This window comes from Weizmannia acidilactici, from assembly GCF_008974225.1.
In the GTDB taxonomy this organism is placed as follows: Bacteria; Bacillota; Bacilli; order Bacillales; family Bacillaceae_C; genus Weizmannia; species Weizmannia acidilactici.
On the sequence record NZ_BKZR01000029.1, the window covers coordinates 22,032 to 46,702 of the forward strand.

At 47.3% G+C, this 24,671-nt stretch carries 24 protein-coding genes, 1 pseudogene and 1 riboswitch; of the genes and pseudogenes, 4 read left to right on the plus strand and 21 right to left on the minus strand.

Translation table 11 applies throughout. From position 1 onward, the window contains the following. Positions 1-21: 21 nt before the first annotated feature. Complete coding sequence (gene pcrA, locus GBH70_RS11240) at positions 22-2,247, minus strand: DNA helicase PcrA (RefSeq protein WP_151681134.1); 2,226 nt, start codon at positions 2,245-2,247, stop codon at positions 22-24. A 38-nt stretch (positions 2,248-2,285) separates the two neighbouring features. Then, positions 2,286-2,981, minus strand: coding sequence for a heptaprenylglyceryl phosphate synthase (pcrB, locus tag GBH70_RS11245; protein WP_151681135.1), 696 nt, complete (start codon positions 2,979-2,981; stop codon positions 2,286-2,288). A 479-nt stretch (positions 2,982-3,460) separates the two neighbouring features. Between pcrB and GBH70_RS11250 the strand changes: the two genes are divergently transcribed. Continuing rightward, positions 3,461-4,723 (plus strand): helix-turn-helix domain-containing protein, encoded by a 1,263-nt coding sequence (locus GBH70_RS11250; RefSeq protein WP_151681136.1) that lies wholly within the window; start codon positions 3,461-3,463, stop codon positions 4,721-4,723. 16 nt (positions 4,724-4,739) lie between these two features. Then, positions 4,740-4,934 carry a hypothetical protein gene (locus GBH70_RS11255; RefSeq protein WP_151681137.1) on the plus strand — a complete coding sequence of 65 codons (195 nt, stop codon included), beginning with the start codon at positions 4,740-4,742 and terminating at the stop codon, positions 4,932-4,934. Between the two features lie 132 nt (positions 4,935-5,066). Here the strand turns inward: GBH70_RS11255 and GBH70_RS11260 are convergent, their stop codons facing one another. The 3 genes from GBH70_RS11260 to GBH70_RS11270 form a co-directional block, all read right to left on the minus strand. After that, complete coding sequence (locus GBH70_RS11260; protein ID WP_151681138.1) at positions 5,067-5,402, minus strand: YerC/YecD family TrpR-related protein; 336 nt, start codon at positions 5,400-5,402, stop codon at positions 5,067-5,069. Positions 5,403-5,472: 70 nt separating this feature from the next. After that, the gene (locus GBH70_RS11265; RefSeq protein WP_151681139.1) at positions 5,473-6,498 is read right to left on the minus strand and encodes a DUF3048 domain-containing protein; all 1,026 of its coding nucleotides are present in this window, start codon (positions 6,496-6,498) and stop codon (positions 5,473-5,475) included. A 216-nt stretch (positions 6,499-6,714) separates the two neighbouring features. Next, complete coding sequence (locus tag GBH70_RS11270) at positions 6,715-8,457, minus strand: adenine deaminase C-terminal domain-containing protein (RefSeq protein ID WP_151681140.1); 1,743 nt, start codon at positions 8,455-8,457, stop codon at positions 6,715-6,717. Between the two features lie 108 nt (positions 8,458-8,565). Between GBH70_RS11270 and GBH70_RS11275 the strand changes: the two genes are divergently transcribed. Then, positions 8,566-8,796, plus strand: coding sequence for a YgaP family membrane protein (locus GBH70_RS11275; protein ID WP_151681141.1), 231 nt, complete (start codon positions 8,566-8,568; stop codon positions 8,794-8,796). Between the two features lie 50 nt (positions 8,797-8,846). On the opposite strand, the gene purD is transcribed toward GBH70_RS11275, so the two are convergent. The 13 genes and pseudogenes from purD to GBH70_RS11340 all read right to left on the minus strand — a co-directional run bounded on the left by purD (position 8,847) and on the right by GBH70_RS11340 (position 22,279). Further along, positions 8,847-10,091 (minus strand): phosphoribosylamine--glycine ligase, encoded by a 1,245-nt coding sequence (gene purD / locus GBH70_RS11280; protein ID WP_151681142.1) that lies wholly within the window; start codon positions 10,089-10,091, stop codon positions 8,847-8,849. A gap of 244 nt (positions 10,092-10,335) precedes the next feature. Further along, positions 10,336-11,865, minus strand: a complete 1,530-nt coding sequence (gene purH / locus GBH70_RS11285) for a bifunctional phosphoribosylaminoimidazolecarboxamide formyltransferase/IMP cyclohydrolase (RefSeq protein ID WP_151681143.1) — start codon at positions 11,863-11,865, stop codon at positions 10,336-10,338. Then, complete coding sequence (purN, locus tag GBH70_RS11290; RefSeq protein ID WP_151681144.1) at positions 11,862-12,455, minus strand: phosphoribosylglycinamide formyltransferase; 594 nt, start codon at positions 12,453-12,455, stop codon at positions 11,862-11,864. Before purN ends, purH begins: the two co-directional genes overlap by 4 nt. Further along, positions 12,448-13,494: a phosphoribosylformylglycinamidine cyclo-ligase gene (purM, locus tag GBH70_RS11295; protein WP_151681145.1), complete on the minus strand. Its 1,047-nt coding sequence runs from the start codon at positions 13,492-13,494 to the stop codon at positions 12,448-12,450. The genes purN and purM overlap by 8 nt, the downstream gene beginning before the upstream one ends. A gap of 19 nt (positions 13,495-13,513) precedes the next feature. Continuing rightward, on the minus strand, positions 13,514-14,938 hold the full coding sequence (purF, locus tag GBH70_RS11300; RefSeq protein ID WP_151681146.1) for an amidophosphoribosyltransferase: 1,425 nt from the start codon (positions 14,936-14,938) through the stop codon (positions 13,514-13,516). Further along, on the minus strand, positions 14,923-17,172 hold the full coding sequence (gene purL / locus GBH70_RS11305) for a phosphoribosylformylglycinamidine synthase subunit PurL (RefSeq protein WP_151681147.1): 2,250 nt from the start codon (positions 17,170-17,172) through the stop codon (positions 14,923-14,925). The genes purF and purL overlap by 16 nt, the downstream gene beginning before the upstream one ends. Continuing rightward, on the minus strand, positions 17,156-17,839 hold the full coding sequence (gene purQ / locus GBH70_RS11310; RefSeq protein ID WP_151681148.1) for a phosphoribosylformylglycinamidine synthase subunit PurQ: 684 nt from the start codon (positions 17,837-17,839) through the stop codon (positions 17,156-17,158). The genes purL and purQ overlap by 17 nt, the downstream gene beginning before the upstream one ends. Further along, positions 17,836-18,090 (minus strand): phosphoribosylformylglycinamidine synthase subunit PurS, encoded by a 255-nt coding sequence (gene purS / locus GBH70_RS11315; protein WP_151681149.1) that lies wholly within the window; start codon positions 18,088-18,090, stop codon positions 17,836-17,838. Before purS ends, purQ begins: the two co-directional genes overlap by 4 nt. After that, on the minus strand, positions 18,083-18,793 hold the full coding sequence (gene purC / locus GBH70_RS11320; protein WP_151681150.1) for a phosphoribosylaminoimidazolesuccinocarboxamide synthase: 711 nt from the start codon (positions 18,791-18,793) through the stop codon (positions 18,083-18,085). The genes purS and purC overlap by 8 nt, the downstream gene beginning before the upstream one ends. A gap of 69 nt (positions 18,794-18,862) precedes the next feature. Then, complete coding sequence (gene purB / locus GBH70_RS11325) at positions 18,863-20,158, minus strand: adenylosuccinate lyase (protein WP_151681151.1); 1,296 nt, start codon at positions 20,156-20,158, stop codon at positions 18,863-18,865. Next, a complete protein-coding gene (purK, locus tag GBH70_RS11330) occupies positions 20,151-21,311 on the minus strand; it encodes a 5-(carboxyamino)imidazole ribonucleotide synthase (protein WP_151681152.1) in 1,161 nt (386 codons plus the stop codon). Before purK ends, purB begins: the two co-directional genes overlap by 8 nt. Continuing rightward, on the minus strand, positions 21,304-21,768 hold the full coding sequence (gene purE / locus GBH70_RS11335) for a 5-(carboxyamino)imidazole ribonucleotide mutase (protein ID WP_371862177.1): 465 nt from the start codon (positions 21,766-21,768) through the stop codon (positions 21,304-21,306). Before purE ends, purK begins: the two co-directional genes overlap by 8 nt. A 145-nt stretch (positions 21,769-21,913) precedes the next feature. After that, positions 21,914-22,014, minus strand: a riboswitch (purine riboswitch). A 66-nt stretch (positions 22,015-22,080) separates the two neighbouring features. Beyond that, positions 22,081-22,279 (minus strand): annotated as a pseudogene (locus tag GBH70_RS11340) (NETI motif-containing protein). Positions 22,280-22,431: 152 nt separating this feature from the next. Between GBH70_RS11340 and GBH70_RS11345 the strand changes: the two are divergent. After that, complete coding sequence (locus GBH70_RS11345) at positions 22,432-23,160, plus strand: DsbA family oxidoreductase (protein WP_151681154.1); 729 nt, start codon at positions 22,432-22,434, stop codon at positions 23,158-23,160. Between the two features lie 152 nt (positions 23,161-23,312). On the opposite strand, the gene GBH70_RS11350 is transcribed toward GBH70_RS11345, so the two are convergent. The 3 genes from GBH70_RS11350 to GBH70_RS11360 all read right to left on the minus strand — a co-directional run. Then, positions 23,313-23,801 carry a PTS sugar transporter subunit IIA gene (locus GBH70_RS11350; RefSeq protein ID WP_151681155.1) on the minus strand — a complete coding sequence of 163 codons (489 nt, stop codon included), beginning with the start codon at positions 23,799-23,801 and terminating at the stop codon, positions 23,313-23,315. 16 nt (positions 23,802-23,817) lie between these two features. Next, positions 23,818-24,279: a hypothetical protein gene (locus tag GBH70_RS11355; RefSeq protein WP_151681156.1), complete on the minus strand. Its 462-nt coding sequence runs from the start codon at positions 24,277-24,279 to the stop codon at positions 23,818-23,820. After that, a partial coding sequence (locus GBH70_RS11360; RefSeq protein ID WP_151681157.1) for an SIS domain-containing protein occupies positions 24,272-24,671 on the minus strand: 400 nt, incomplete at its 5' end. The genes GBH70_RS11355 and GBH70_RS11360, both read right to left, overlap by 8 nt.

The window sequence follows — 24,671 nt, forward strand, 5'->3', positions numbered from 1 at the left end:
CGTTCGTTGGCTAGACTTATTCTATTCTACTTTTGTGATCGGCGCAAATTCTGCCAAAAGCCTTTTAATGCCGACAGGGCTCGGGAATGCAATATCGAGTTCGAGCGATTTTCCTTCTCCTTTGACGCTGACAATGGTGCCAATTCCCCATTTTTTATGTTCGGCTTTATCGCCCACATTCCAGGAAAGTTTCTCAGCCCCTTGTTTTTGATGGGCGGCAGGACGCACCATCGGCCTTCGCTGCATTCTTTCGCTGCTTCGTGAAGAAGGGGAACGGAAATCAAGACCGTCTTCTTCCTCCCGGTTGGCCTGGTCAATTAATTCTTCCGGAATTTCACTAATAAACCGGGAAACCGGATTGATATTTGTCCGCCCGTACAGCGTCCGCATCTGCGCATTCGTAAGGTACAGTTCTTCTTCGGCGCGCGTTACACCGACATACATGAGACGCCTTTCTTCTTCCATTTCCGCTTCATCCATCAGGGAACGGCTGTGCGGAAAGACCCCTTCTTCCATTCCAATTAAAAAGACGACCGGAAACTCAAGCCCTTTTGCCGCATGAAGTGTCATTAACACTACAGCATCTTTCGGCACATCTTCTTCATCCAGCCGGTCAATATCGGCAACGAGCGCTAAATCGGTCAAAAAGGAGATTAAACTTTTATCATCATTATTTTTCTCAAATTCCTGCGCAACCGAAATAAATTCATCGATATTTTCAAGCCGGCTTTCGGCTTCAATCGATTTTTCCAGTTTGAGCGCTTCGCGGTATCCTGACTTCTCCAGCAGTTCTTCCACGAGTTCAGTGACGGACAGATATTCCTGCATCCGGTTGAAATTGCGGATAAACTCGTAAAATTCTCGGGCGGATTTGGCGATTTTCGGGCTGAGGCCAATAAAATCAGTATCCTGAAGGGCGGCAAATAAAGAAATATCCTGGTCCGCTGCATAGCGCGCAATTTTATCCATCGAAGTTGAGCCGATGCCGCGTTTCGGCACATTGATAATTCGAAGCAGGCTGATATCATCATCAGGGTTGGCAATCAGCCGCAAATAGGCCAAAATATCTTTGATTTCTTTCCGGTCATAGAACCGGATGCCGCCGACGATATTGTATTCGATGTTGGATTTCATGAACACTTCTTCGACGACGCGGGACTGGGCGTTCGTGCGGTACAGGACGGCAATGTCGGAGTATTTGCGTTTTCCGGACGCCGTCAGTTCCTTAATTTTTCCGGCGACAAACTGTGCTTCCGCCTGTTCGCTGTCCGCCCGGTAATAGACAATATTTTGCCCTTCTTCGTTTTCCGTCCATAAGTTTTTCTTTTTCCGGTTTGCGTTGTTTTCTATCACTTTATTGGCGGCCTGCAAAATTTTCTTTGTGGAGCGGTAATTTTGTTCAAGCAAAATAACTTTCGCGTTCGGATAGTCTTTTTCAAACGATAAAATATTCATGATATCCGCGCCGCGCCACCGGTAGATCGACTGGTCATTATCCCCGACAACGCAAATATTCTGGAACCGCGACGCCAGAAGTTTTACAAGTGTGTACTGGGATTTATTGGTATCCTGATATTCATCAACGTGAATGTATTGGAATTTTCTTTGGTAGTATTCGAGGACTTCCGGGACGCGCTTAAATAATTGGATCGTCATCATGATGAGATCGTCGAAATCAAGCGACTGGTTTTTCCTCAGCCGTTTTTGGTAAGCTTCATACACATCGCTTACGACCTGGTCAAAAAAGTCGCCGGCATGCTTTGCGTACTGTTCGTAATCGATGAGATCATTTTTTGCGCTGCTGATTTTCCCGAGAATCGCACGCGGATCAAATTTTTTCGGATCGAGATTCTTTTCTTTTAAAATATTCTTGATGACCGATAATTGGTCGGTTGAATCAAGAATCGTAAAATTGCGGTTAAAACCGATCCGATCGATGTCCCTTCTTAAAATGCGCACGCACATCGAGTGGAAAGTAGAAATCCATACTTCCTCGGCGGCGCCCCCCATAATGCCGGCAATCCTTTCCTTCATTTCGCGCGCGGCTTTGTTCGTAAATGTAATTGCCAAAATATTATACGGGTTGACGCCTTTTTCCACCATTAAATAAGCGACGCGGTGGGTCAGCACCCTCGTTTTGCCGCTTCCCGCCCCGGCGAGAATCAAAAGCGGGCCTTCAGTTGTTTTGACCGCTTCTTTCTGCTGCGGGTTCAGTCCGTTCAGAAGGCGGTCAGTTAAAAATTGCATAGTTTCACCACCACAAAAGAACATTTGTTCCTATTTTATCACAATTCCGTTAGCTTCACAACTTGGACCGTTTTTACGGCCTCCTGGATATTTTCATAGACAACATTGCCGACAACAACCACATCCGCAACCTGCGCCATTTCCGCTGCCTGCTGTGCTGTGCGGATGCCGCCGCCGTAAAACAAAGTTGCCTTTTCAAGCACGTTTTTGACTTTTTCAACAAGATTTTTATCCCCGTATAATCCGCTGTATTCCAAATAAAAAACCGGAAGCTTGAACATATGCTCAGCCATCCTCGCATAAGCGATGACATCTTCATCATCAAGGCGGGTATCTGCTTCCGCCGCCCGGGCTGCTTTGCAGTCAGGATTTAAAATACAGTAGCCTTCCATAAAGATCTCGTTCCAGTCCATCAGCTCGCCGTATTCTTTTACAGCCTGATGGTGGACACCGGTGATCCATGTCGTACTTCTGCTGTTTAAGACTGTTGGAATTAAGTACAGATCATAGCCGGGCGTGATCGTGTCCAAGTTCGACACTTCCAGGCAGCACGGCACTGCGTATCTCCTTACCCTTGACATCAGTTGGAGCGTATTGTCGAGCGTCACGCCGTCCGTCCCGCCGATGATGATTGCATCGGTCCCAGACTCGCAAATTTTTTCCAAGTCGTTGTCCGAAATTTCCTTGTTCGGATCCAATTTGAAGGCATGCCGCCATTCGCGCACATCGTACATAAACCGGAAATCCTCCATTCTTCATCCATCATAGCCCATTATAGCATTTGCAGGCTTGCGCAAAAAAGCTTTTCCTCGGCTAGGAAAAATATAACAGCAATCGGCTTTTGCCGGCACGCTTCGCACTTTTCAAAAAGGAAAACCGGAAAGAATTTTTGCTATTACTGTCAAATACCGCGCTTACTTTCCCAAGTCCGTCCGTGCAAAATCATGATAATATAAAAATATGAGAATTCTATTAAATTTTCCAAGGGGGCTGGATGATATGGATGATCAGATGATGTTAATGAAGATCACGAAGAAAGACATCGACGCGCTCATTCAGAAATTGGACTTGTTTCTGAAGGAAAGAAACGAAAAGAAACGGTAGCCGGAAAAGTACATCCAGATTTCGGATACCCATTCTCCCGGAACAAACTATCAGACTTTTATTCAATTTAGTATAATAAAAGTAAAACGCATGAGCCCGGGTGATCTACATGAACGTGGGATCCATCATCAAGCTGCACCGCATACAGCAAAATTTGACACAGGAAGAATTGGCAGACGGGATCATTTCCACTTCTTATTTATCGAAAATCGAGAATGGAAAAATTGAACCGCATGAAGATGTCATCAAACTTTTAAGCGCACGCCTTGGAATTGACTTAACCAGCCAGGCAGATGCAAACATTAAGAAGAAATGTGAAGACTGGTTTCATTTGCTGCTTACATCAAAGGATACGGATTTAATCAAAAAAACTTATGAAGAAATCTTTCCAATTGCAGAGAATATGCAGGATATGGAACTTTCGGTTTTATGGAAAATCCATCTGGTCCGGTATTATTTGAAAATCGAAGCTTATGATCTGGCTAAACAACAAATAGATAAACTTAGAGAAATCAGTTCAACTTTCAATCCAATACAAAAATATTACTGGCTGAAATTTAATGGAAACTATTATTCTATGATTAATCAACAGCAAAATGCGCTTCAATATTATACACTTGCAGACAACATTAGTATCCAAACAAATATATCAGAAGAAGAAAAAGCCGACCTTTCCTATACTTTATCTGTTACATGCAGCAAGTTGAGGTTAACCTCAGAAGCGCAAAATTATGCTGCTAAAGCTCTTGAATATTATAAGCAAAACTATCATTTTGAAAGATGTGCCGAATGCCACATTATCCTTGGAATTTCATCTCGAAGAATTCGTCAATATGATAAGGCAATTCAAAACTATCAGTTGGCGCAAAAATTAGCAGAACTTACCAAAAGGAAAGATCTTATTCGATTAGTGCATCAAAATTTAGGGCATTTACACTCCGTCCAAAATAACAGAGAAGAAGCAATTTCCCATTATGCAGAAATAATAAAAGAAGAAACTTCTCATTTTGAAGTTCGTCTGCTTGCCCTTATCTCAATTATTGAGGAATATTACAAAAGCTCACATTATGAAAAAGCATTGGGAAAGGTCATGCAGGGACTTGGTTGGTTGGATAAAATCGGAAAAGATAACTATCTTATATTCTATTATGAGCTTACGGTATATAAGTTCCTGCTTAACGAAGAATATGAAGAATTTGAGAAAACATTGTTAGATTTTATTCCTATTTTAAAACAACAAAAAGATTATGCACGCTTGACAACATATACTGAAATGCTTGGGGACTTTTATGTAGAAAATCACAAATATAAACTTGCCACGATCTATTTTAAAGTAGCAATAGAATCATATAACAAAATCATAGAAATTTGAAAGGAAGGTAGTTTAAATGAAAAAATACTTTGTAATTTTTGGTATTGTATCTGTTTTGTTTGCTTCTTCTTTTGTTAAATTGGAGAGCACAGCATTACACACTAAAAAAGTTGCTTATGAAGCAGAACCACGGGTACTAGTTGTAAAATCCCCGACGGCACTTGCTCTTAGTGCAAAACCAAACTATGAAGCAGAACCACGGGTATTATAATTGCTATACTCCTAACCACCCTAATCTTGTGTTCACTTTCAATTCTAATATTTTGAAACAGGCGGATGTTCGCCTGTTTTTTTTTGCGTGAAAAAAGCTCTGCTTCAAAATGAAGAGAGCTTTTTTCAGCTGTTATTCTTCTGTTTCGTTTTCTTCCGCATTGTTATCCTGTTTGTGCTTTTTTTCGATGCGGTCGAGGACCATTTGATATGAATCGTTGCCGTAATTGAGGCAGCGTTTGACGCGTGAAATGGTGGCCGTGCTAGCGCCTGTTTCGGTCTCAATGGCATGGTACGTTTTATCGTTACGCAGCATTCTCGCCACTTCCAAGCGCTGCGTCATTGCCTGTATTTCATTGACGGTGCACAAATCATCAAAAAAGCGATAGCACTCTTCTATGGTTTCAAGCGACAAAATCGCTTCAAACAATTGGTCAAGCGCTCTTCCGCGTAATTTATCAATTTGCATAAACCTTTACATTCTCCTTTGCTCCATTGCTTTCCGGCGCAACCCGGCCGGCTGGCCATTCATTTTGCGTTTAATCGGATACCGTCACACTGCCCAGGCTCTGGACAATATTAATCCACGTTTTTCCCGGTACCAATTTGATCGGCTCACCGTCTTTATACGGTAGGATCCTGCCATTGTCGTTTTCCCATTCGACTTCCTGTAGCTTCCCTTTCTGGATCAAATACGCTTTGCCGCCGGATGTTAAATCAATATCCCTGCGCCCGTAACTGTCGATCAGTTTGTGCTTAGCGGCCACTATAAATAAATTATCGATCAAAACCGGCTGATTGTTGTTCGCATCCACTGTCTGCACGCCGCCTGAGTAACGGGTATACCTTTGTTTTTCCGCATCATAACGGTACTCGGCGTTTAAATTGCTTTGGTTTGAATAACGGATGCTGATTTTGCCGGCTGAAATCCCCGAGATGTTTTTCACTTCTTTTTCCGTCATAAAAGGTAGCGGAGACGGTGCATTGTCCATCACATAGCCTTTTTCTTTGGCGCCTTTTAAAATATTTTTATAAGTGATGTAGGAATTATGCGGCGCTTTTCTTGCAGATGAGCGGTAAAACAGGGTGCCGTCATACTGCATGCCGTTCAGCTCATCGACATAACCCGAATCGAGTAGTTTTTTCGCCCCCGGGCTGTAGCCGTGTGCAATATATAAAGCGTTGTAACCTTTCGCCAGTTTAATAAAATATGGCCTGGCGCTTCTGATAGGGCCGATGTTGGACGGCATATCACTCTCAAAAATAGCAACGAACCTGGTAATATTCCCTTCCGCAAGTGCTTCGTAAACAATATCGGCCGAACACAGCCCCGATTGCGTGCGTGCAAGGGGATGGTTGTTCACCATGACGGCAACAGCACGCCTATCGGGTTTACTGCTTGTCTTAAGGCCCGTTAATGGTTCCGTCCATCTCTTTTCCGTCGCCTGCAAAGATTTAGCGCCTGTTCCGTTTTCCTCCTGCTGTGTGCCGGTACTGTTTTGGCGGCCGCAAGCCGATAGGACAAACAAGAGCACAAGCATCCATATCAAATTTTTCTTTTTCATCCTTGCAACTCCAATCGCTCTTTCTAAACTCCAAAAAACCCCCGCTTTTTAAGATGGGCCGGCTGTGGCGCAGGGTCTGGTCCTGCGGCAAAATGAATGCATTCCCTTTTTCGAAAGTACCATCTCCCTTTTTTCAAGCGGGAAAAAGATAACCAGCAGAACCGCGCTGCCCATTTCTCCCGCTCTTAAATATTGAATAGTTGATACTTTATTATTTTAACGCATTATAGTTGGAAAGAGTATTGTTTTCTTCATGACATCGTACATTCCTTTTGAAGTAATCCGGATGTAAGGCAAGTGGGTTGCGCATAAAAAGAGCAAAGAATACATCGGGTCATCATAATGGTAACCGCGCTTCTTCAGGACTTCAGCGAACTTTTTCATTTGCCCGATTAAATCTTCCATATTTTGATCCGACATGATTCCGCCGACCGGGAGCGGGATTTCATGGACGATCTCCCCCTTTTCCGCAATTACGATGCCGCCGCCCAGTTCTTTCATCCGTTTAAAGGCCAGCATCATGTCGCTTTTAGATTTGCCGATGCATAAAATATCCCCTGTGGACGAGTAGGATGACGCCAGCCCCATCAGGCCTTTTGCAAACCCTTTGATTAATGTGTTGATGCGCCATTTTCCCTTTTTATCCATCAGCATCAAAAAATTATCTTCGTAATCGTCAGGCAGCACATCGTATGAAACGTCGTACGTAATCGAGTACGGCTTCGTAATGACGCTGTTGGACATCTCAATCCCGAACGGCATGGAGAATTGCAAATCATCATACTCAAGATCCCATTCTAGCTGGAGCGGGCCATGGCCAAACGATTCCCAATCGATCGGTTCCTCCTGTTCTACTGCTTTCCCGTCTTTTTTCATCCATATCCCTTTAGACAGGACAGAGACAGGTACCGGATTCGTTTCACTTTCGAGAAAATTGATGCTCGCCACTCTGCCCGTGGCAATCATACCGTGCAAATGCTGGATATTATAATAGCGGGCCACATTGTAGCTTGCCATCAAATACGCGTCAACCGGCGGAACCCCGTGTTTCATCGCGATTTTGATCATTCTGTCAAGCACGCCCTGCTCGTAAAAAGCCGGCGAGCTTCCATCGCTTGTAAAAAACATTTGATCATACTGGTCAATGCCGAGCGTTTTTATTTCGTCCAGCAAAGCAGGCAGGTCGGGGCGGATCGATGAATAACGCAGAGATATCGTGTAACCCTGCATCAGCCGGTTCAACACTTCTTTTCCCGTCATTGCTTCATGGTCACAGTCTGCCCCAAACAGCATCATTTTTGCCAATGTTTTTTCCGATGCACCTGGAAAATGCCCTTCAATTTTCTTTCTCATCCGTTTTGCTTCCTGGATCCAGTGAAGAATCAAGTCATCGCCGTCCGCCAATTTCGGCCAGCCCGTCAATTCCCCTCCCTGCAGCACAGCATCATGTTCAAGCCACGATTTCACGCTCTCATGTGAAAAAATCATTTCTTCATTTGCAAGTTCCGTCTGTCCGTCGAATCGGGCCCACCAATACATTGTGACAGGGAAATGGCGGAACCTTTGCACGAGAGAAAACGCTTTCTTTTTGTCCGACAATAAAACGAGCATAAGATTATCGTTAATCAATGTTGTCGTCCCTGTTTGGGCTGCATAAAGGGCAAAGGATTGGGGATTATATAGTTGAAAAGGGTGGACATGCGGTTCAACATACCCGGGCACCAGCCACTGGCCCGAACAATCCACAACCTCGCAACCGGCCAGATTTTCAGGCAGTTTATCCCCGGTATATACAATGCGGTCCTGATATATCCAAATATGCCCCGATATCCACTTTCTTAACGTGGAATGCAGAAAACGGGCATTTTTTAAAACCATGGTAGGCGCCAAATTGCCGTCGAGTACGGCAACGTGCTCTCTGATTTGTTTATTTTTCCATCTGTAGCGTTGGTCAAGCATTTTGTCATTCCTCCCTAGGGGGAACCCTAATATAAAATTATTTTACCATATTTTAGCCATTAAAGCAGTAAAGAAATTTGAAAACATGCAAAAAGGTGACTTGCAGCAATGAAGATAGCCCCAAATATTGGCATTATGAATGCACTGATCCGGATTACGTGTGGCCTTACCTCGCTTGCCTGGGCGACGGCCAAATTATCGCGAAAACCGTGGTGCAGCACATACTTAATGGTAGCGTTTATGGGTGCGATGAAAGTCGGGGAAGGAATTGTCCGTTACTGCCCTGTGACGGATTTTCTTCAAAACCAGCAAATGAATACGGATAAAAGTGAAGGGTAAACAAAGGCCGGCTGTTTTTCCGGCCTTTGCGGATGTCCGGGGCGTAAAGCCTATTTTCTCTTGCCAATATCATTCCGGTAGAAAAACCCTTCAAAATTCAAGCCGTCTAATTCGTTATACAGTTGTTTCCTTGCCTCTTCCAGCGTGCGGGCCTTTCTACCGATAAAAAGGACCCTGCCACCGTTGGAAACGAGCCTGCCGTCCGCAACCCGCGTACCGGAGTGAAAAACGAAGGACTCCAGCGGCGCAAGCGTGGGAAGCGGCACGCCTTTTTCATAATGGCCGGGATAGCCGTTTGACGCAATGACAACGCCCAAAACCGCATCCGGGCTCCATTGGATGTCCGGTGTTTTTCCATGTAAAAGGTCAAGCACAATCTGTACCAAATCGGATTTGAGCCGTTCAAGCACTACCTGTGTCTCCGGGTCGCCAAAACGGGCGTTAAACTCGATCACTTTCACGCCGCTCCGGGTAAGGATCAACCCTGCATACAAAACCCCTGTAAACGGGCTGCCTTCTTGTGCCAGTGCTTTCGCGGCCGGCCGTAAAATGCCTGCCACCGCCTTTTCCACTTCTTCATCGGGAATTTGCGGAACCGGGGAGTAGGCGCCCATCCCGCCTGTATTCGGGCCTTTGTCGCCGTTATAGGCACGCTTATGATCGCGCGCGATCACCATCGGAAAAACATTTTCTCCATTGACGAACGCCATCAGGGAAAACTCTTCCCCTTCCAAAAATTCTTCTACGACCACTTGCTTGGAGGCATCCCCGAATTTTTGCTCGAGCAGAGCGGCACGTAGCGCTTCCCGTGCTTCTTCCAAAGACATCGCCACGGTAACGCCTTTCCCCGCTGCCAGCCCGTCAGCTTTGATGACGATTGGAGCGCCTTTTTCTTCAATATATCGTTCCGCTTCTTCATAGCTGGAAAACAAGCGGTAATCCGCGGTCGGGATCTCATATTTTTGCATCAATTCTTTTGCAAAAGCTTTGCTGCTTTCAATTCTTGCCGCCTTTTGGGTCGGTCCGAAAATTTTCAGGCCGGCATTTTGGAATTCATCCACAATCCCCGCGCTTAACGGGGCTTCCGGGCCGACAACCGTCAAATCGATGCCCTTTTCTTTTGCAAAAGCAACCAAGGAAACGATATCCATTTCATGAATCGGAACCGTTTCGGCAATATTCGCGATACCACCGTTGCCCGGCGCGCAATAAACTTTATCGGCAAGCGGGCTTTCTGCAATTTTTTGGCAGACCGCATGCTCGCGGCCTCCGCTCCCAATTACAAGTACTTTCATTTTATCGTGGCCCCTTTATCCTGTCTATAGATTCGTAAACTTTCCTGACTGTTGATTGCGGAGGCTGGCCGGAGCGCCTTCACTTTTCTATTTATCCAGCTCCGGCGCCTATCGGCTGGAGTGTTTCTTGTCCTTCTCCCTACGATAAGCAGGCATCGGCTCGTTGCCTCGCCGTGTTTCCTTTATCTCAGTCGAAAGGCCTGAAATCCGTGCACCGATGGGCAGTCGCCTCCGCTTTTCTACATTAATGTTTAAAGTGCCTGATACCGGTGAAGACCATGGCAATGCCGTATTCGTCGGCTTTTTTAATCGAGTCTGCGTCGCGGATTGAGCCGCCCGGCTGGATGATGGCAGTGATGCCGGCTTTGGCAGCCGCTTCAACGGTATCATCCATCGGGAAGAACGCATCGGACGCCATGACGGAACCTTTCGCTTTTTCGCCGGCCTGGGCAAGCGCAATTTCAGCAGATCCGACACGGTTCATCTGCCCGGCGCCTACACCGAGCGTTTTTTCCGTATCAGTTACGACAATGGCATTTGATTTCACATGTTTCACAACTTTCCAGGCAAGTTTCAATGCTTTCCATTCCTGCTCCGTTGGTACTCGTTTCGTTACAGTTTTCACTTGGGCCTCATCTAATGTATATGTATCCTGATCTTGGATCAGCAGCCCGCCTTCTACGGAAGTGATGATTTCTTCTGGTTTGCGAACATCCGAGAAAGGAACCGTCAGCAGGCGGATATTCTTTTTGCTCGCCAAAATTCCAAAAGCTTCATCATCAAATGAGGGGGCAATGACAATTTCAAGGAAAATATCATGCAGCAGTTTGGCTGTTTCCACGTCAACAGGGCGGTTAAATGCGACAATCCCGCCAAAAATCGATTTTGGATCTGCTTCATACGCTTTTTTGTATGCTTCAAGCGCCGTTTCCCCGATACCGATGCCGCACGGGTTCATATGCTTCACAGCGACTGCAGCCGGTTCTTTAAAATCTTTTACGATCTGCAGGGCAGCATCTGCATCGCGAATATTATTGTACGATAATTCTTTGCCGTGCAGCTGCTTCGCATGTGCGATCGAAAATTCCGAGCCGAGCGGATTGATGTAAAAGCTCGCTTTTTGATGCGGGTTTTCCCCGTAACGGAGCGTTTGTTTCAATTCATATGTAAAGGTGACGCGTTCCGGGTTTTCTTCGCCAACGCGTTCCGTCATATAATTGGCAATATAAGCATCATACGCAGCCGTGTGGCGGAATACTTTGGCAGCAAGCGCCTTTTTCGTTTCTTTTGCCACATCGCCGTATTCTTTGATTTCATCAATGACTTTGCTGTAGTCGGCTGCATCCACGACAACCGTGACATATTCAAAATTTTTCGCGGCCGCACGCAGCATCGACGGCCCGCCGATATCAATGTTTTCAATGGCCTCTTCTTCCGTTACATCCGGTTTTGCGATCGTCTGCTGGAAAGGGTAAAGATTGACGCAAACCAGATCGATCGGCTTGATGCCGTGTTCCCGGATTTGTTTTTCATGTTCCGGGATGCGTTTGGCCAACAGCCCGCCGTGGATATTCGGATGCAGCGTTTTTACCCTGCCTTCCAAAATTTCAGGAAATCCTGTTACTTTTTCGACACCTGTGACAGGTACCCCCGCTTCTTCCAGCGCTTTTTTCGTGCCGCCTGTTGATAAAATTTCAAAGCCGAGCCCGCTCAAATTTTTGGCAAACTCCACAACCCCTGTTTTGTCCGAAACACTGATTAAAGCTCTTTTCATTCCAGTAAAACCTCCATGCTAGTTTGTTGTGCAAACAGTTTTTTGAGCACGTTCGGATATAACACATGCTCTGTTTCATGAATTCTTGCCGCCAATGTTTCAGGCGTGTCCCCGTCAAGCACCGGGACGGCCGCCTGGGCAATAATCGGACCCGTATCCATTCCTTCATCGACATAATGGACCGTTACACCCGTCACTTTGACGCCCGCCGCGAACGCCTGCCCGATCGCATCTTTTCCCGGAAAAGCCGGCAGCAAAGACGGATGGATATTGACGATTTTTTGCGGGTACGCATCCAGGATCACGGAGCCGATCAGCCGCATATAGCCGGCAAGCACAATCCATTCAATTTCCTTCTTCTGTAAAAGTACCAATATCTCCTGCTCGTACGCCTGTTTATCCGGATAAGCTTTTGGATTAAAGACAAAGGCCGGAATGTTCTCTTTCGCGGCCCGCTTAATCACCTTCGCCCCTTCACGGTCGCACACCATCAGTTCAACGCTGGCATCGATTTCCCCGTTTTTGGCAGCATCGGCAATCGCCTGAAAATTCGTGCCGCTCCCCGATGCGAAAACAGCTATTTTACGCATATTCACCGCTCCCCGCTGTAAAACGGACGCCTGCTGTATTAGTTACTTTCCCGATCACATAAGCCTGTTCGCCCGATTCGTTAAAAAATTCCACGGCCGCTTGCGCATCTTCCGCATTCACTGCCAGAACAAAACCGATCCCCATATTAAAAACATGAAACATTTCATCGCGGCTGATCTTACCGTAAGATTCAATGGCAGTGAAAACCGGTGGCACCGGCCAAGAACCGGTTATGATTTCAACGCCGAGATCCCCGTCCATCATGCGTGGTATGTTTTCGTAAAAACCGCCTCCCGTGATATGTGCCATGCCTTTGATTTCAAATTTCCTTAATGCCTCTAAAACAGGTTTTACATAAATTTTTGTCGGGGTTAACAACACATCCCCAAGTGGCTTTCCCAACTCAGGGAGAACCGTATCCAGGGGCAGCCCGCGGTCCTTTAGGAAAATTTTCCGGACAAGCGAGTAGCCGTTGCTGTGGATCCCGCTTGAAGCAAGGCCGATCAGCATATCCCCCGGCTGGATATTTTCCCCCGTGACAAGCGCGTCTTTTTCACAGGCGCCGACGGCAAAACCAGCGAGATCGTATTCTTCCCTTGCATACAAATCCGGCATTTCCGCCGTTTCGCCGCCGATCAGTGCGCAGCCCGCCTGCACACACCCTTCCGCAACGCCTTTTACAATCTGCTCGATCTTCTCCGGATCAGCCGAACCGCAACCGATGTAATCAAGAAAATAGAGCGGTTCCGCCCCCTGTACAACGATATCGTTCACGCACATCGCAACACAGTCAATGCCGATCGTGTCATGCCGGCCCATTAAAAATGCCAGTTTCAATTTCGTGCCGACCCCATCCGTTCCGGAAACGAGGACGGGCTGCCGGTAATGGAGTTCGGAAAGGTCGAACACGCCGCCGAATCCGCCAAGTCCGCTGATTACCCCCGGCCGGTTTGTGCGTGCAACATGTTTTTCCATCCGTTTGACCGCTTCATAGCCTGCTTCAATGTCTACGCCGGCATCCCGATATGTGTTTGACATATGACTCCTCCGTAAAATGCTATTTTTTAATCAATTCTTTTTCATGCGGCAGCACCGTATCCGGATAGATTTCCGTCGGATAGTTGCCGGTGAAGCAGGCGAGGCATTGGCCGCAAGTTTCGTTGATGGCCGGCCTGCCGATTGCTTCGAGCATATTTTCAACTGTTAAAAATGTAAGCGAATCCGCTCCGATGATCTGGCGGATTTCTTCCACACTGTGGTTGGCGGCAATCAGTTCTTCGTGCGTGGACGTATCGATGCCATAAAAACAAGGATGTTTCATCGGCGGCGAACTGATGCACACATGCACTTCCGTTGCGCCGGCATCCCTGAGCATGGAAACGATCCTTTTGCTTGTCGTCCCGCGCACGATTGAATCATCTACCATAATAACTCGTTTGTCTTCCACAATGGCGCGCACTGGGGAAAGCTTCATTTTTACGCCCTGCTCGCGCAAAGACTGCGACGGCTGGATGAACGTGCGCCCGACGTAACGGTTTTTGATCAGGCCCATTTCATACGGGATGCCCGATTGTTCCGCATAACCTATCGCTGCCGAAATGCTTGAATCGGGCACACCTGTCACGACATCCGCTTCAATGCCCGCCTGTATCGCCAGCCGTCTCCCCATATTTTTGCGGGCGGCATGGACGTTAATGCCGTGGATATTGCTGTCTGGGCGCGAAAAATACACATATTCCATTGTGCAAATCGCAGGATACGTTGCATATGAATAGTGCTCGGACTCGATGCCATGGTCGCTGATTGATACAAGTTCCCCCGGGCGGATGTCGCGGATATACTCGGCGCCGACAATGTCAAATGCGCACGTTTCCGAGGCGACGCAGTAAGCATCACCGATCTGTCCGAGCGAAAGCGGGCGCAAGCCGTTCGGATCGAGGGCTACAAGCAATTCATCTTCCGTCATGACGACAAAAGCATACGCCCCTTTTAACATCGTCAACGCGCTTTTCATCTGTTCTTTAATCGTGCGGTAACCGCTCCTTTTCATTAAATGGGCGAGCACTTCGGTATCGGATGTTGTCTGGAAAATGCTGCCCTGCATTTCGAGTTGGTGCTTCAACGTATGCGCATTGACAAGATTGCCGTTATGGGCAAGCGCTAGGCTGCCGTTTTGCGAACGGAACAGAAGCGGCTGGACGTTTTCAATCCCGCCCCCTCCGGCTGTCGCATAGCGGACGTGGCCGAGGGCGGCATCCCCGTTAAGCCCTTCGAAAGTTTCGGTTGTAAATACTTCGGTCACAAGCCCTTCCCCTTTTTTGCCGATTAACCGGCCGTTTTGTTTGACAACAATGCCCGCTCCTTCCTGGCCCCTGTGCTGCAGACTGTGGAGCCCATAATACGTCAGCTGTGCCGCCTCTTTATGCCCCCAAATGGCGAAAATCCCGCATTCTTCGTTTAATCCTTTTATTTCAGCAAGCATGCCAAAGCTCCTTTCCAGGCATTCTCACAATCCTGCCTGCCTGCTTGAATCCAAGTCTCGCCGTTTTCCCCTTTTATCGTGATCTTTTCATCATCTGTAACTTTTCCAATACATACCGCATCTTCCAGCAATCTTTCAAAAGCCTGCTGATGTTCTTTTTTCACAGACACAATAAACCTCGACTGGGTTTCACTAAATAAAGCAACAACCGGGTTTCCTTTTAAAGTGGTTTCCGCCCCCAAACCTTCTGTTCCAAACAGGCATTCGGCAAGTGCCGTTGCAAAGCCGCCTTCCGAAAGATCGTGTGCACTTTGGACGAGGCCGGACTGGATCGCCACAAGCAGCTGGTGCTGACGGCGCGCTTCGGTTGCCAAATCAATGGCAGGCGGTTTTCCGAAAATGACACCGTCCACAAACTTTTGCAATTCGCTGCCGCCGAATTCCGGTTTTGCCTCCCCGATCAGATAGATCAAATCCCCGAACTGTTTAAACGTTTGCGTCGTAATATGACCGATATCTTCAATCAGCCCGACCATGCCGACAACCGGCGTCGGGTACACGGCCTGGACGGATGCTTCTTTTCCTTCCGTTTTCTGCAACGTTTCATTGTAAAGCGATACATTTCCGCCGATGACCGGGGTTTCCAGTTCACGGCATGCTTCGCTCATGCCGTCTGCCGCTTTTTCGAGCTGCCAGAAGATTTCCGGCTTTTCCGGGGCGCCGAAATTCAGACAGTCCGTGATGCCGAGCGGCTGAGCTCCGGAACAGATGATATTGCGCGCCGCTTCCGCCACTGCAATTTTCCCGCCGGTTTCCGGATCCAAATACACATATCGGGCATTGCAGTCAGTCGTCATCGCGAGCGCTTTTCGTGTCCCGCGGATTCTGACAACCGCCGCATCCGACCCCGGTGCGACGACTGTGTTTGTGCGCACCTGGTAATCGTATTGTTCATACACCCATTCCTTGCTCGCAATCGTCGGCTGCTTCAACAGCCGGAAAAAAGTTTCCTGAAGGTCGCCGACATCCGGGATTGCCGGATTCATTGCCTGATAAGCCGAAAAATAAGCCGGTTCTTTTGGCGGTTTATGGTACAAGGGCGCATCTTCCACAAGCGCATCGACCGGCACTTCCGCGACAAGATCCCCGTGGTGGTACAATTTCAGCATTTTATCATCGGTCACCGTGCCGACCGCGACAGCATCGAGCCCGTATTTTTGGAACAAGCGGATAATCTCCTCTTCCCGTCCTTTTTTCACAACGATCAGCATCCGTTCCTGCGATTCCGACAGCATCATTTCGTACGGCGTCATGCCGGTTTCGCGCTGCGGGACATGATCGAGGTTCATGACTAAACCGACACCCGCTTTGCTTGCCATTTCCGACGAAGAGGAGATTAATCCAGCGGCGCCCATGTCCTGAATCCCGACAAGCGCATCATTGTGGACGAGTTCGAGGCATGCTTCCAACAGCAGCTTTTCCATAAACGGATCGCCGACCTGGACTGCCGGGCGTTTTTCATCCGAAGCTTCGCTGAGCTGTTCGGAAGCAAAAGTCGCACCGTGGATCCCGTCACGCCCTGTTTTTGCGCCGACATACATGACCGTATTGCCGATGCCGCGCGCCTGTCCTTTTTGGATATCTTTATGTGCAATCAGACCGACGCACATCGCATTGACAAGCGGATTGCCGTCATAGCAAGGGTCAAATGCAACTTCCCCCCCGACTGTCGGGATACCGATGCAGTTGCCGTAACCTGCGATGCCGGCCACCACTTCTTTAAAAAGATGCTTGACGCGAGGAGAGTCGAGTTCACCGAAGCGCAAAGAATTGAGGAGCGCGATCGGCCTTGCCCCCATCGAAAACACATCGCGGATAATCCCGCCAACGCCAGTTGCCGCACCCTGGTACGGTTCAATCGCAGATGGATGGTTATGGCTTTCGATTTTAAACACGACGGCGAGCCCATCGCCGATATCGATAATGCCCGCGCCTTCCCCCGGGCCCTGCAGGACGCGTTCGCCTTTTGTGGGGAATTTTTTCAAAACCGGTTTTGAGTTTTTGTAGCTGCAATGTTCCGACCACATGACGGCGAAAAGCCCTATTTCCGTATAGTTTGGCGTCCTGCCAAGGATATTTTCCACCAGCGCAAATTCTTCATCGGTCAGTCCGATTTCACGATAGATTTTTTGGCTTTTGATTTCGGCCGGGCTTGGTTCAAGCAATAACGGCATGGGATTCCCTCCAGTTTTTTACGATCGATTTAAAAAGTTTCAGACCGTCCTGGCTTCCGAGCAATGTTTCAACAGCACGCTCCGGATGGGGCATCATCCCGAGCACATTGCCTTTTTCATTCACAATTCCCGCAATATTGGCAATACTTCCGTTAGGATTGTCCCGATAAGTAAACACAATTTGCCCATTTTCTTTTAGCTTTTCGAGCGTTTCGGCATCGCAGTAATAATTCCCTTCGCCATGGGCAACCGGAATGCGGATCGTCTCCCCTTCTTCGTACAGGGAAGTGAACATCGTGGAGGCATTTTCAACCTGCAGCGAAACGGTTTTGCAAACAAATTTCAACCCGGCATTCCTGAGCATTGCACCCGGCAAAAGCCCCGATTCCAGCAAAATCTGGAACCCGTTGCAGACGCCAAGCACTGGCTTTCCTTCCTCCGCCGCTTTGATGACCGCCTGCATGACCGGTGAAAAACGCGCAATCGCGCCGGAACGCAAATAGTCGCCGTAAGAAAATCCACCCGGCAGTAAAATTCCGTCAAATGCATCCAAATTGTCCGCATCATGGCGTACGTATTCCGCTTCTTCACCAAGCGCATCTTGAATCGCATGAAACATATCCACGTCACAATTGGACCCTGGAAATACGATCACAGCAAACTTCACGGAGCAACACACTCCTCAATTTCATAGCGGTAGTCTTCGATGACAGGGTTTGCCAGCACCCGCCCGCACACTTCCTGAATGATGGCATCCAAATCGCGTCCGGACGGTTCCACCAAAAGTTCCAGGAATTTTCCGGCCCGCACTTCCTTCACTTCCCGGTAGCCAAGATGCTCCAGTGATTGTTTAATGGCTGCCCCCTGTGGATCCAATACGCGCTCGCGCAGTGTGACATAGACTTTGACCTTATACATGCGAAATATCTCCTCTCAAGCGATTTAAGATTTCCTGGTAAACTTCCGTTAAGCTGCCCAAATCCCGGCGGAATACATCTTTATCGAGTTTCCGGTCCGTTTCCCGGTCCCAAAGCCTGCATGTATCCGGGGAAATTTCATCCGCCAAAAGAATCTTTCCTTCTTGATCGCGCCCGAATTCTAGCTTGAAATCAACGAGGCGGACACCTACTTCCGAAAATAAAGCTTGCAAACTTTCGTTAACGATTAAAGCCTGCTTCCTTAAAAACTGCAATTCTTCCAAACTTGCAATGCCGAGCAAAAGCACGTGGTCTTCCGTGATAAGCGGATCGCCAAACTCGTCGTTTTTGTAATAAAATTCCACAATCGGCTCCTTTATCGCGGTTCCTTCTTCTATGCCGAGCCGTTTCGCCAGGCTCCCGGCCACAACATTGCGGACAACCACTTCAAGCGGAATGATCGAGACGCGGCGCACCAGCTGTTCACGACCGGAAATTTTGCGGATAAAATGGCTTTCGACCCCTTTTTCTTCCAGCCTTTGAAAAATCAGGCTCGAAATTTCATTGTTCAGCTGCCCTTTGCCTTCGATTTCCGCTTTTTTCACGCCGTTAAAAGCCGTTGCAGAATCTTTGTATTCGACCCGCAGCACATCCGGATTTTCCGTTTCATATAACCGTTTCGCTTTCCCTTCGTATACAAGCATGCTTCTGCCTCCTTTAAAATGGATGAAGGCGCCGGGCCGGATTTCCAAACCCGGCAGTCCTTCCCGGGTTCACTGCAATCCCAAGCGGTCAAAAATCGTGTCGACATGTTTCAAATGGTAATGGTAGTCAAAGCAATCATCGAGTTCCGCTTCCGTCAGCTTGCTTTGGATGACCGGGTCTTTTTTCAGCAGTTCCTTAAAAGGCACCTGCTTTTCCCATGACTCCATCGCTTTCGGCTGCACGGTATCGTACGCGGCTTCGCGAGTCATGCCTTTATCAATTAAAGCAAGCAGCACCCGCTGCGAATAAATGAGGCCCAACGTTTTTTCCATATTCCGCTTCATGTTTTCCGGGAATACCGTTAAATTTTTTACGATATTGCCGAACCGGTTCAGCATATAATTGATGGCAATGGTCGCATCAGGCAAAATAATCCGTTCTGCGGAAGAGTGGGAAATGTCGCGTTCATGCCAGAGGGCGACATTTTCATAAGCCGTGACCATGTAGCCGCGTAGCACCCTCGCCATCCCGGTCATATTTTCCGAGCCGATCGGGTTGCGTTTATGCGGCATGGCGGAAGAGCCTTTTTGGCCTTTGCTGAAAAATTCTTCGACTTCGCGGGTTTCGCTTTTTTGCAGCCCTCTGATTTCAGTTGCAAATTTTTCGATGGATGTTGCAATCAAAGACAAGGTCGCCATATAGTAAGCATGGCGGTCGCGCTGCAGCGTCTGTGTCGAAATCGGCGCCGGCTTTAGCCCCAGTTTTCCGCACACATATTTCTCAACGAACGGGTCGATGTTTGCGTAAGTCCCGACAGCGCCGGAAATCTTTCCGTATCGGATGCCGTCCGCCGCCTGCCTGAAGCGCTCCAGGTTCCGTTTCATTTCTTCGTGCCAAAGGGCCATTTTTAAACCGAAAGTCGTCGGTTCCGCATGGACGCCGTGGGTTCTCCCCATCATAACGGTATATTTATGTTCGATCGCTTTTTGTTTTAAAATCCTGATAAAACTTTCAAGGTCTTTTTCAATAATCTCATTTGCCTGCTTGAGCAGATAGGAAAGCGCCGTATCCACCACATCAGTCGACGTCAGCCCGTAATGCACCCATTTTCTTTCCTCGCCGAGCGATTCCGAAACTGCCCTTGTAAACGCAACAACATCATGGCGCGTTTCCTGCTCGATTTCTAAAATTCTTTTCACATCAAATTTGGCATTTTCACGGATTTTTTGAACATCTGCTTTCGGAATTTCGCCCAGCTCGGCCCATGCTTCACAGGCAAGGATCTCAACTTCCAGCCAGGCTTTGTATTTGTTTTCGTCTGTCCAGATTGCGCCCATTTCGGGCCTTGTGTACCGTTCAATCATTCACAGCTGCCTCCGATCGTTTCTGTACATCCTGCCATACACCGCTTTTTTCAAGGGAAAGCAGGGTTTCTTCGATTTCATCCGTAAGTACCGTAATATGGCCCATTTTCCGCTGGTATTTCGCTTCTTTTTTTCCGTAAATATGGACTGACCATTCCGGCTGGTAAGGGATTTGTCCAACAGCTTTTTCCAGATGCTGCCCGAGCAGATTGACCATCACAGCCGGCTTCAGCAGCTCCACTTTTCGAAGCGGCCAGTTGCAGATCGCGCGGATATGCTGGCCGAACTGTGAAATCGAGCATGCTTCAATCGAGTAGTGCCCGGAATTATGCGGGCGCGGCGCCAGTTCATTGACATAAATCGTACCGTCTGCTTCCAAAAACATCTCGACTGCCAGCGTCCCGACAAGGTTCAGCGATTCCGCCACCTGCAGGGCAATTTGCTGCACCTCTTCTTGTACCGCGCCATCCACTCTGGCCGGAGCAATCGTTTTGTGCAAAATATGGTCATGATGGATGTTTTCAACCACCGGAAAAAGGCTCGTTTCCCCTGCTTCATTCCGGGTGATGATGACAGAAAGTTCTTTTGCAAAATCTATCATTTTTTCGAGGACACATGCGCCGTGGACAAGCAACGGCCTCGTTTCCGTGAGGCTCTTTTCGTCCCGCAGCGTCACCTGCCCTTTTCCATCATAACCGCCGCGCGCCGTTTTTAAAATACATGGATAGCCGATTTCTGCCACCGCTGCTTTTAAATCAGCTTCATTTTGGACCACTTTGTACGGTGCGACCCGGACGCCGGCTTTCGTAACGGCATCTTTTTCATAGATGCGGTTCTGCGTGACTCGGATCAGTTCCGCCCCCTGCGGCACATGAGCGGATTCGGCTGTTTTTTTCAAAGTTTCATAGTCGATATTTTCAAATTCATAAGTGATGACATCGCACCGTGCCCCAAGCTGCCTTAATGCCGCTTCATCATCGTAAGCCGCGATCACTTGATCGTCCGCGACTTGCGCGCACGGGCAATTCGGAGTTGGATCAAGGACGATGATCCGGAAACCCGCTTCTTTTGCGGCAAGAGCCATCATTTTCCCCAGCTGGCCGCCGCCGATAATGCCGATGGTGCTCCCCGGCTGAATCATTTCCCTACTCAAGTTGATCACTGCTTTCATACACGATTTGGGCAAGTTTTTCCCGCCTTTGTTCGAGTCGTCCGGCAATCGTTTCATTCGTGGTTGATAAAATCTGCGCTGCGAGCAGGCCGGCATTCGTTGCGCCTGCTTTGCCGATTGCCACCGTTGCGACCGGAACCCCTCCCGGCATCTGCACAATGGAGAGCAAAGAGTCAAGGCCATTTAACGCTTTTGACTGGACCGGAACCCCGATGACCGGCAGCGTCGTTTTTGCTGCGACCATCCCTGGCAGATGCGCCGCGCCGCCTGCACCTGCAATAATGACTTTGATTCCCCTGCTTCTTGCCTCTTCTGCATATTGAAACATCAGATCCGGCGTACGGTGCGCGGATACGACTTTTTTCTCGTAAGGCACTTCAAGCTCATCCAGCACACTGCAAGCATGTTTCATCGTATCCCAATCCGAAATGCTGCCCATGATGACGCCGACTTCGATTGCCACCTGTATCCCTCCACGTTCTTATCTACAATAAAAAACCCCGGACAGATCCGCCCGCCCTTTTTTGAGAGAAAGCAGTCCATCCGGGATGCAGCACAAATAAACATTGAAAACCTTGTGATTCCCAATTTCCACTTTCCCTCATAGTCCGGTTATTTACGGTAACCGGGTAGAGACGTATGGGCCATATTCCCATTATATATGAGGGTTGTATTCAACTTTGTATTATTATCTTAACAGGGACATCAAATGCTGTCAACGAATAATCGAACATTATATTATTGCTGTTTTCTAATGTTCGGATTTTCTTCCTTCGAATAAAATCTTCCTCGCAACCGGTTCGTACTCTTTTTTTCCGTTTTTGATTACTTCCCGGAAAACCGGTTTTTCAATTCTTCTTACCGGCTGAAAACCTTTCTTTTTCCATCCTTGCAAGGCAGTCGGAAATGGTCTCATTTTCCAGCACTTCGAATTGTTTTTTCTCGGCCATTGCTGCAGTTTTCCTTTCCGGCTTTTGACTACAAGCATAGTACAATTTTAGTTCATTTTTCCATGGTGTCAAAACCCGATTGCTTGAGCAGAATTTTTTTAGATGAACGCTTTTTATGATACGATAGGTAATCAATGAGATGAGGTGTTTAAATGAAAATAGAAGTTTGGTCTGACTTTGTCTGCCCATTTTGCTATATTGGAAAACGGCGTTTGGAAATGGCGCTGGCACAATTTCCGCACCGAGACCAGGTGGAAGTTGAATTTAAAGCTTTTGAACTTGACCCTGCTGCCGGAAAAGGCATCGGCAAAAATATCCACGAAGCGATTGCTGAAAAATACGGCATCAGCATGGAAGAAGCAAAACAGGCAAACCACGGCATCGGTGAACAGGCGGCAAGCGTCGGGCTTCGTTATGATTTTGACAACATGAAGCCGACGAATACGCTGGATGCACACCGTCTGGCAAAGTTTGCAGCTTCGGAGGGAAAAGCAGCGGAGCTCTCCGAGAAACTTTTCCGGGCATATTTTACGGAAGGCCAATATATCGGGGATCATGATACACTCGCCAATATCGCCGAATCGGCAGGGCTTGGCCGCGAAAAAGCATTGGACGTCCTAGAGGATCAGAATGCTTACTTAAATGATGTGCGCATTGACGAAGCGGTTGCCCAGCAATACGGCATCACCGGCGTCCCGTTTTTTATTCTCAACCAAAAATACGCCATCTCCGGCGCCCAGCCGCTCGAAACCTTTACAAGCGCCCTTCAGAAAGTATGGCAGGAAGAAGCCGCAGCGCCGGTGCTGCAAGACCTGTCCACCGAAGAAGACGTTGCCTGTGCAGATGGAAGCTGCATTGTGCCGGGGAAGGAAGAAAAGTAACCATATTATGGCAGGCAGGGATATTCCCTGCCTTTTTAAAATATGCATTGGCATTCTTTCTGTGTCCGCTTTTAATGCTTAGAAAAATTTGCTCGCGGATTTAAGTTATCGTTTCTATTTGCTATATTCCTGGGCAGGCTGATCCCGGCCCTCTATTTTAATTCAACTTTTCCGATCTCATGCCCCGCACTCACTTTGCCATTTGCTGAAATCGTAAAATCCAAAATACTGTTGGAATTTGTAAAGATAACCATTACACTGTTATCCTTTCCAGCTGCTTTCAGTGCGGATAAGTCCATATCGGCAATTTTATCACCAGCTTGGACCGTATCATTTTCATTTACATATACCTTAAAAGGCGCCCCCTTAAGTTCTACCGTATCAATTCCCAGATGCACCAATACTTCCAGCCCATTATCTGTCTGAATACTAATGGCATGTTTTGTGTCAAAAACGCTCAAAATTTTTCCGGATACCGGGCTTCTGACTTCTCCGGCCGCTGGTATTACGGCAAATCCATCTCCCATCATCTTTGTGGAAAAAACCGGATCATTTACTTCAGTTATTGGTACTAAATGGCCGCTTGCAGGCGCAACCAAGCCTACTGTTTGGCTCTTTTTCTTTTTTAAAAAGTTGAGCATATCGGTTCCCTACTTTCTAAATCATTAATTTAAGCAAAACAAAATCACAAAACATATACATTACAAGAAAAGCTCCAAGCATTGATAAATAGCTGGCATCATTTCTTAAATTGGATAACTTAATTTTTTTATTTGGAGAAGATAAAATCAATAGTACAATAAAAAAGGCAATTAAAAGATTCCCCAACAAAAGCTGGAGCAACGCCGATAAGTAAATAGCCAGCATAAAAAGGTCATGATGATTTAAATGAACTTTAAGATGATACAGATAATACCCCATCAGCAGATCAAGGCAGGAAGCGATCAGCATGACAGCAGCAAAAGGGCTGCTTGAAAACAGTTCTTTAAAAGATGTTGGATATATGGCAACAATCACACATAAATAAATCATATAAAAAACAGGGACGAGAAAAAACAATGCAATCATTATATTAAATATTTTCGTTTCATTTCCAACAAACCTTCTTATTTTATCCATTTTGCAAGCCCCCGTTTTCCAATTGCTCAGTAAACAGCTTGTAATGCAGGGAAAAAAGTTCAACCAGAATGTATAAGCTGACAATGCTTCTGTGCCGTGGTTTATGAAACTCGGATGCATAGTAATAAAGATTGTATGTTGAAATGCCGGCCAATTTGTTTGTCCCAAATTGTGTGATGCTGACCATTTTTATATTTCTTCTTTTAAAATCCTTTGCTATATTGACAATCCGTTCATTATTGCCGCTCAATGAAATTAAAAATACGATGTCTTTTTCATTTAACGCTTTTTCTGCTACCGATAATTCTTCCAGCGCTGGGAAGTTCGTCACAAATTTTCCTGAGTATATAAAATTTCTTGTAATCTTTTCCGCAGCCATTTTTTGCTCCCAA

What these genes read in the sequence shown, in the direction of transcription:
- pcrA (WP_151681134.1), bottom strand. Translation starts at nt 2,247, where the DNA reads ATGCAATTTTTAACTGACCGCCTTCTGAACGGACTGAACCCGCAGCAG.
- pcrB (WP_151681135.1), bottom strand. Translation starts at nt 2,981, where the DNA reads ATGTACGATGTGCGCGAATGGCGGCATGCCTTCAAATTGGATCCGAAC.
- GBH70_RS11250 (WP_151681136.1), top strand. Translation starts at nt 3,461, where the DNA reads ATGAACGTGGGATCCATCATCAAGCTGCACCGCATACAGCAAAATTTG.
- GBH70_RS11255 (WP_151681137.1), top strand. Translation starts at nt 4,740, where the DNA reads ATGAAAAAATACTTTGTAATTTTTGGTATTGTATCTGTTTTGTTTGCT.
- GBH70_RS11260 (WP_151681138.1), bottom strand. Translation starts at nt 5,402, where the DNA reads ATGCAAATTGATAAATTACGCGGAAGAGCGCTTGACCAATTGTTTGAA.
- GBH70_RS11265 (WP_151681139.1), bottom strand. Translation starts at nt 6,498, where the DNA reads ATGAAAAAGAAAAATTTGATATGGATGCTTGTGCTCTTGTTTGTCCTA.
- GBH70_RS11270 (WP_151681140.1), bottom strand. Translation starts at nt 8,457, where the DNA reads ATGCTTGACCAACGCTACAGATGGAAAAATAAACAAATCAGAGAGCAC.
- GBH70_RS11275 (WP_151681141.1), top strand. Translation starts at nt 8,566, where the DNA reads ATGAAGATAGCCCCAAATATTGGCATTATGAATGCACTGATCCGGATT.
- purD (WP_151681142.1), bottom strand. Translation starts at nt 10,091, where the DNA reads ATGAAAGTACTTGTAATTGGGAGCGGAGGCCGCGAGCATGCGGTCTGC.
- purH (WP_151681143.1), bottom strand. Translation starts at nt 11,865, where the DNA reads ATGAAAAGAGCTTTAATCAGTGTTTCGGACAAAACAGGGGTTGTGGAG.
- purN (WP_151681144.1), bottom strand. Translation starts at nt 12,455, where the DNA reads ATGCGTAAAATAGCTGTTTTCGCATCGGGGAGCGGCACGAATTTTCAG.
- purM (WP_151681145.1), bottom strand. Translation starts at nt 13,494, where the DNA reads ATGTCAAACACATATCGGGATGCCGGCGTAGACATTGAAGCAGGCTAT.
- purF (WP_151681146.1), bottom strand. Translation starts at nt 14,938, where the DNA reads ATGCTTGCTGAAATAAAAGGATTAAACGAAGAATGCGGGATTTTCGCC.
- purL (WP_151681147.1), bottom strand. Translation starts at nt 17,172, where the DNA reads ATGCCGTTATTGCTTGAACCAAGCCCGGCCGAAATCAAAAGCCAAAAA.
- purS (WP_151681149.1), bottom strand. Translation starts at nt 18,090, where the DNA reads ATGTATAAGGTCAAAGTCTATGTCACACTGCGCGAGCGCGTATTGGAT.
- purC (WP_151681150.1), bottom strand. Translation starts at nt 18,793, where the DNA reads ATGCTTGTATACGAAGGGAAAGCGAAACGGTTATATGAAACGGAAAAT.
- purB (WP_151681151.1), bottom strand. Translation starts at nt 20,158, where the DNA reads ATGATTGAACGGTACACAAGGCCCGAAATGGGCGCAATCTGGACAGAC.
- purE (WP_371862177.1), bottom strand. Translation starts at nt 21,768, where the DNA reads ATGGGCAGCATTTCGGATTGGGATACGATGAAACATGCTTGCAGTGTG.
- GBH70_RS11345 (WP_151681154.1), top strand. Translation starts at nt 22,432, where the DNA reads ATGAAAATAGAAGTTTGGTCTGACTTTGTCTGCCCATTTTGCTATATT.
- GBH70_RS11350 (WP_151681155.1), bottom strand. Translation starts at nt 23,801, where the DNA reads ATGCTCAACTTTTTAAAAAAGAAAAAGAGCCAAACAGTAGGCTTGGTT.
- GBH70_RS11355 (WP_151681156.1), bottom strand. Translation starts at nt 24,279, where the DNA reads ATGGATAAAATAAGAAGGTTTGTTGGAAATGAAACGAAAATATTTAAT.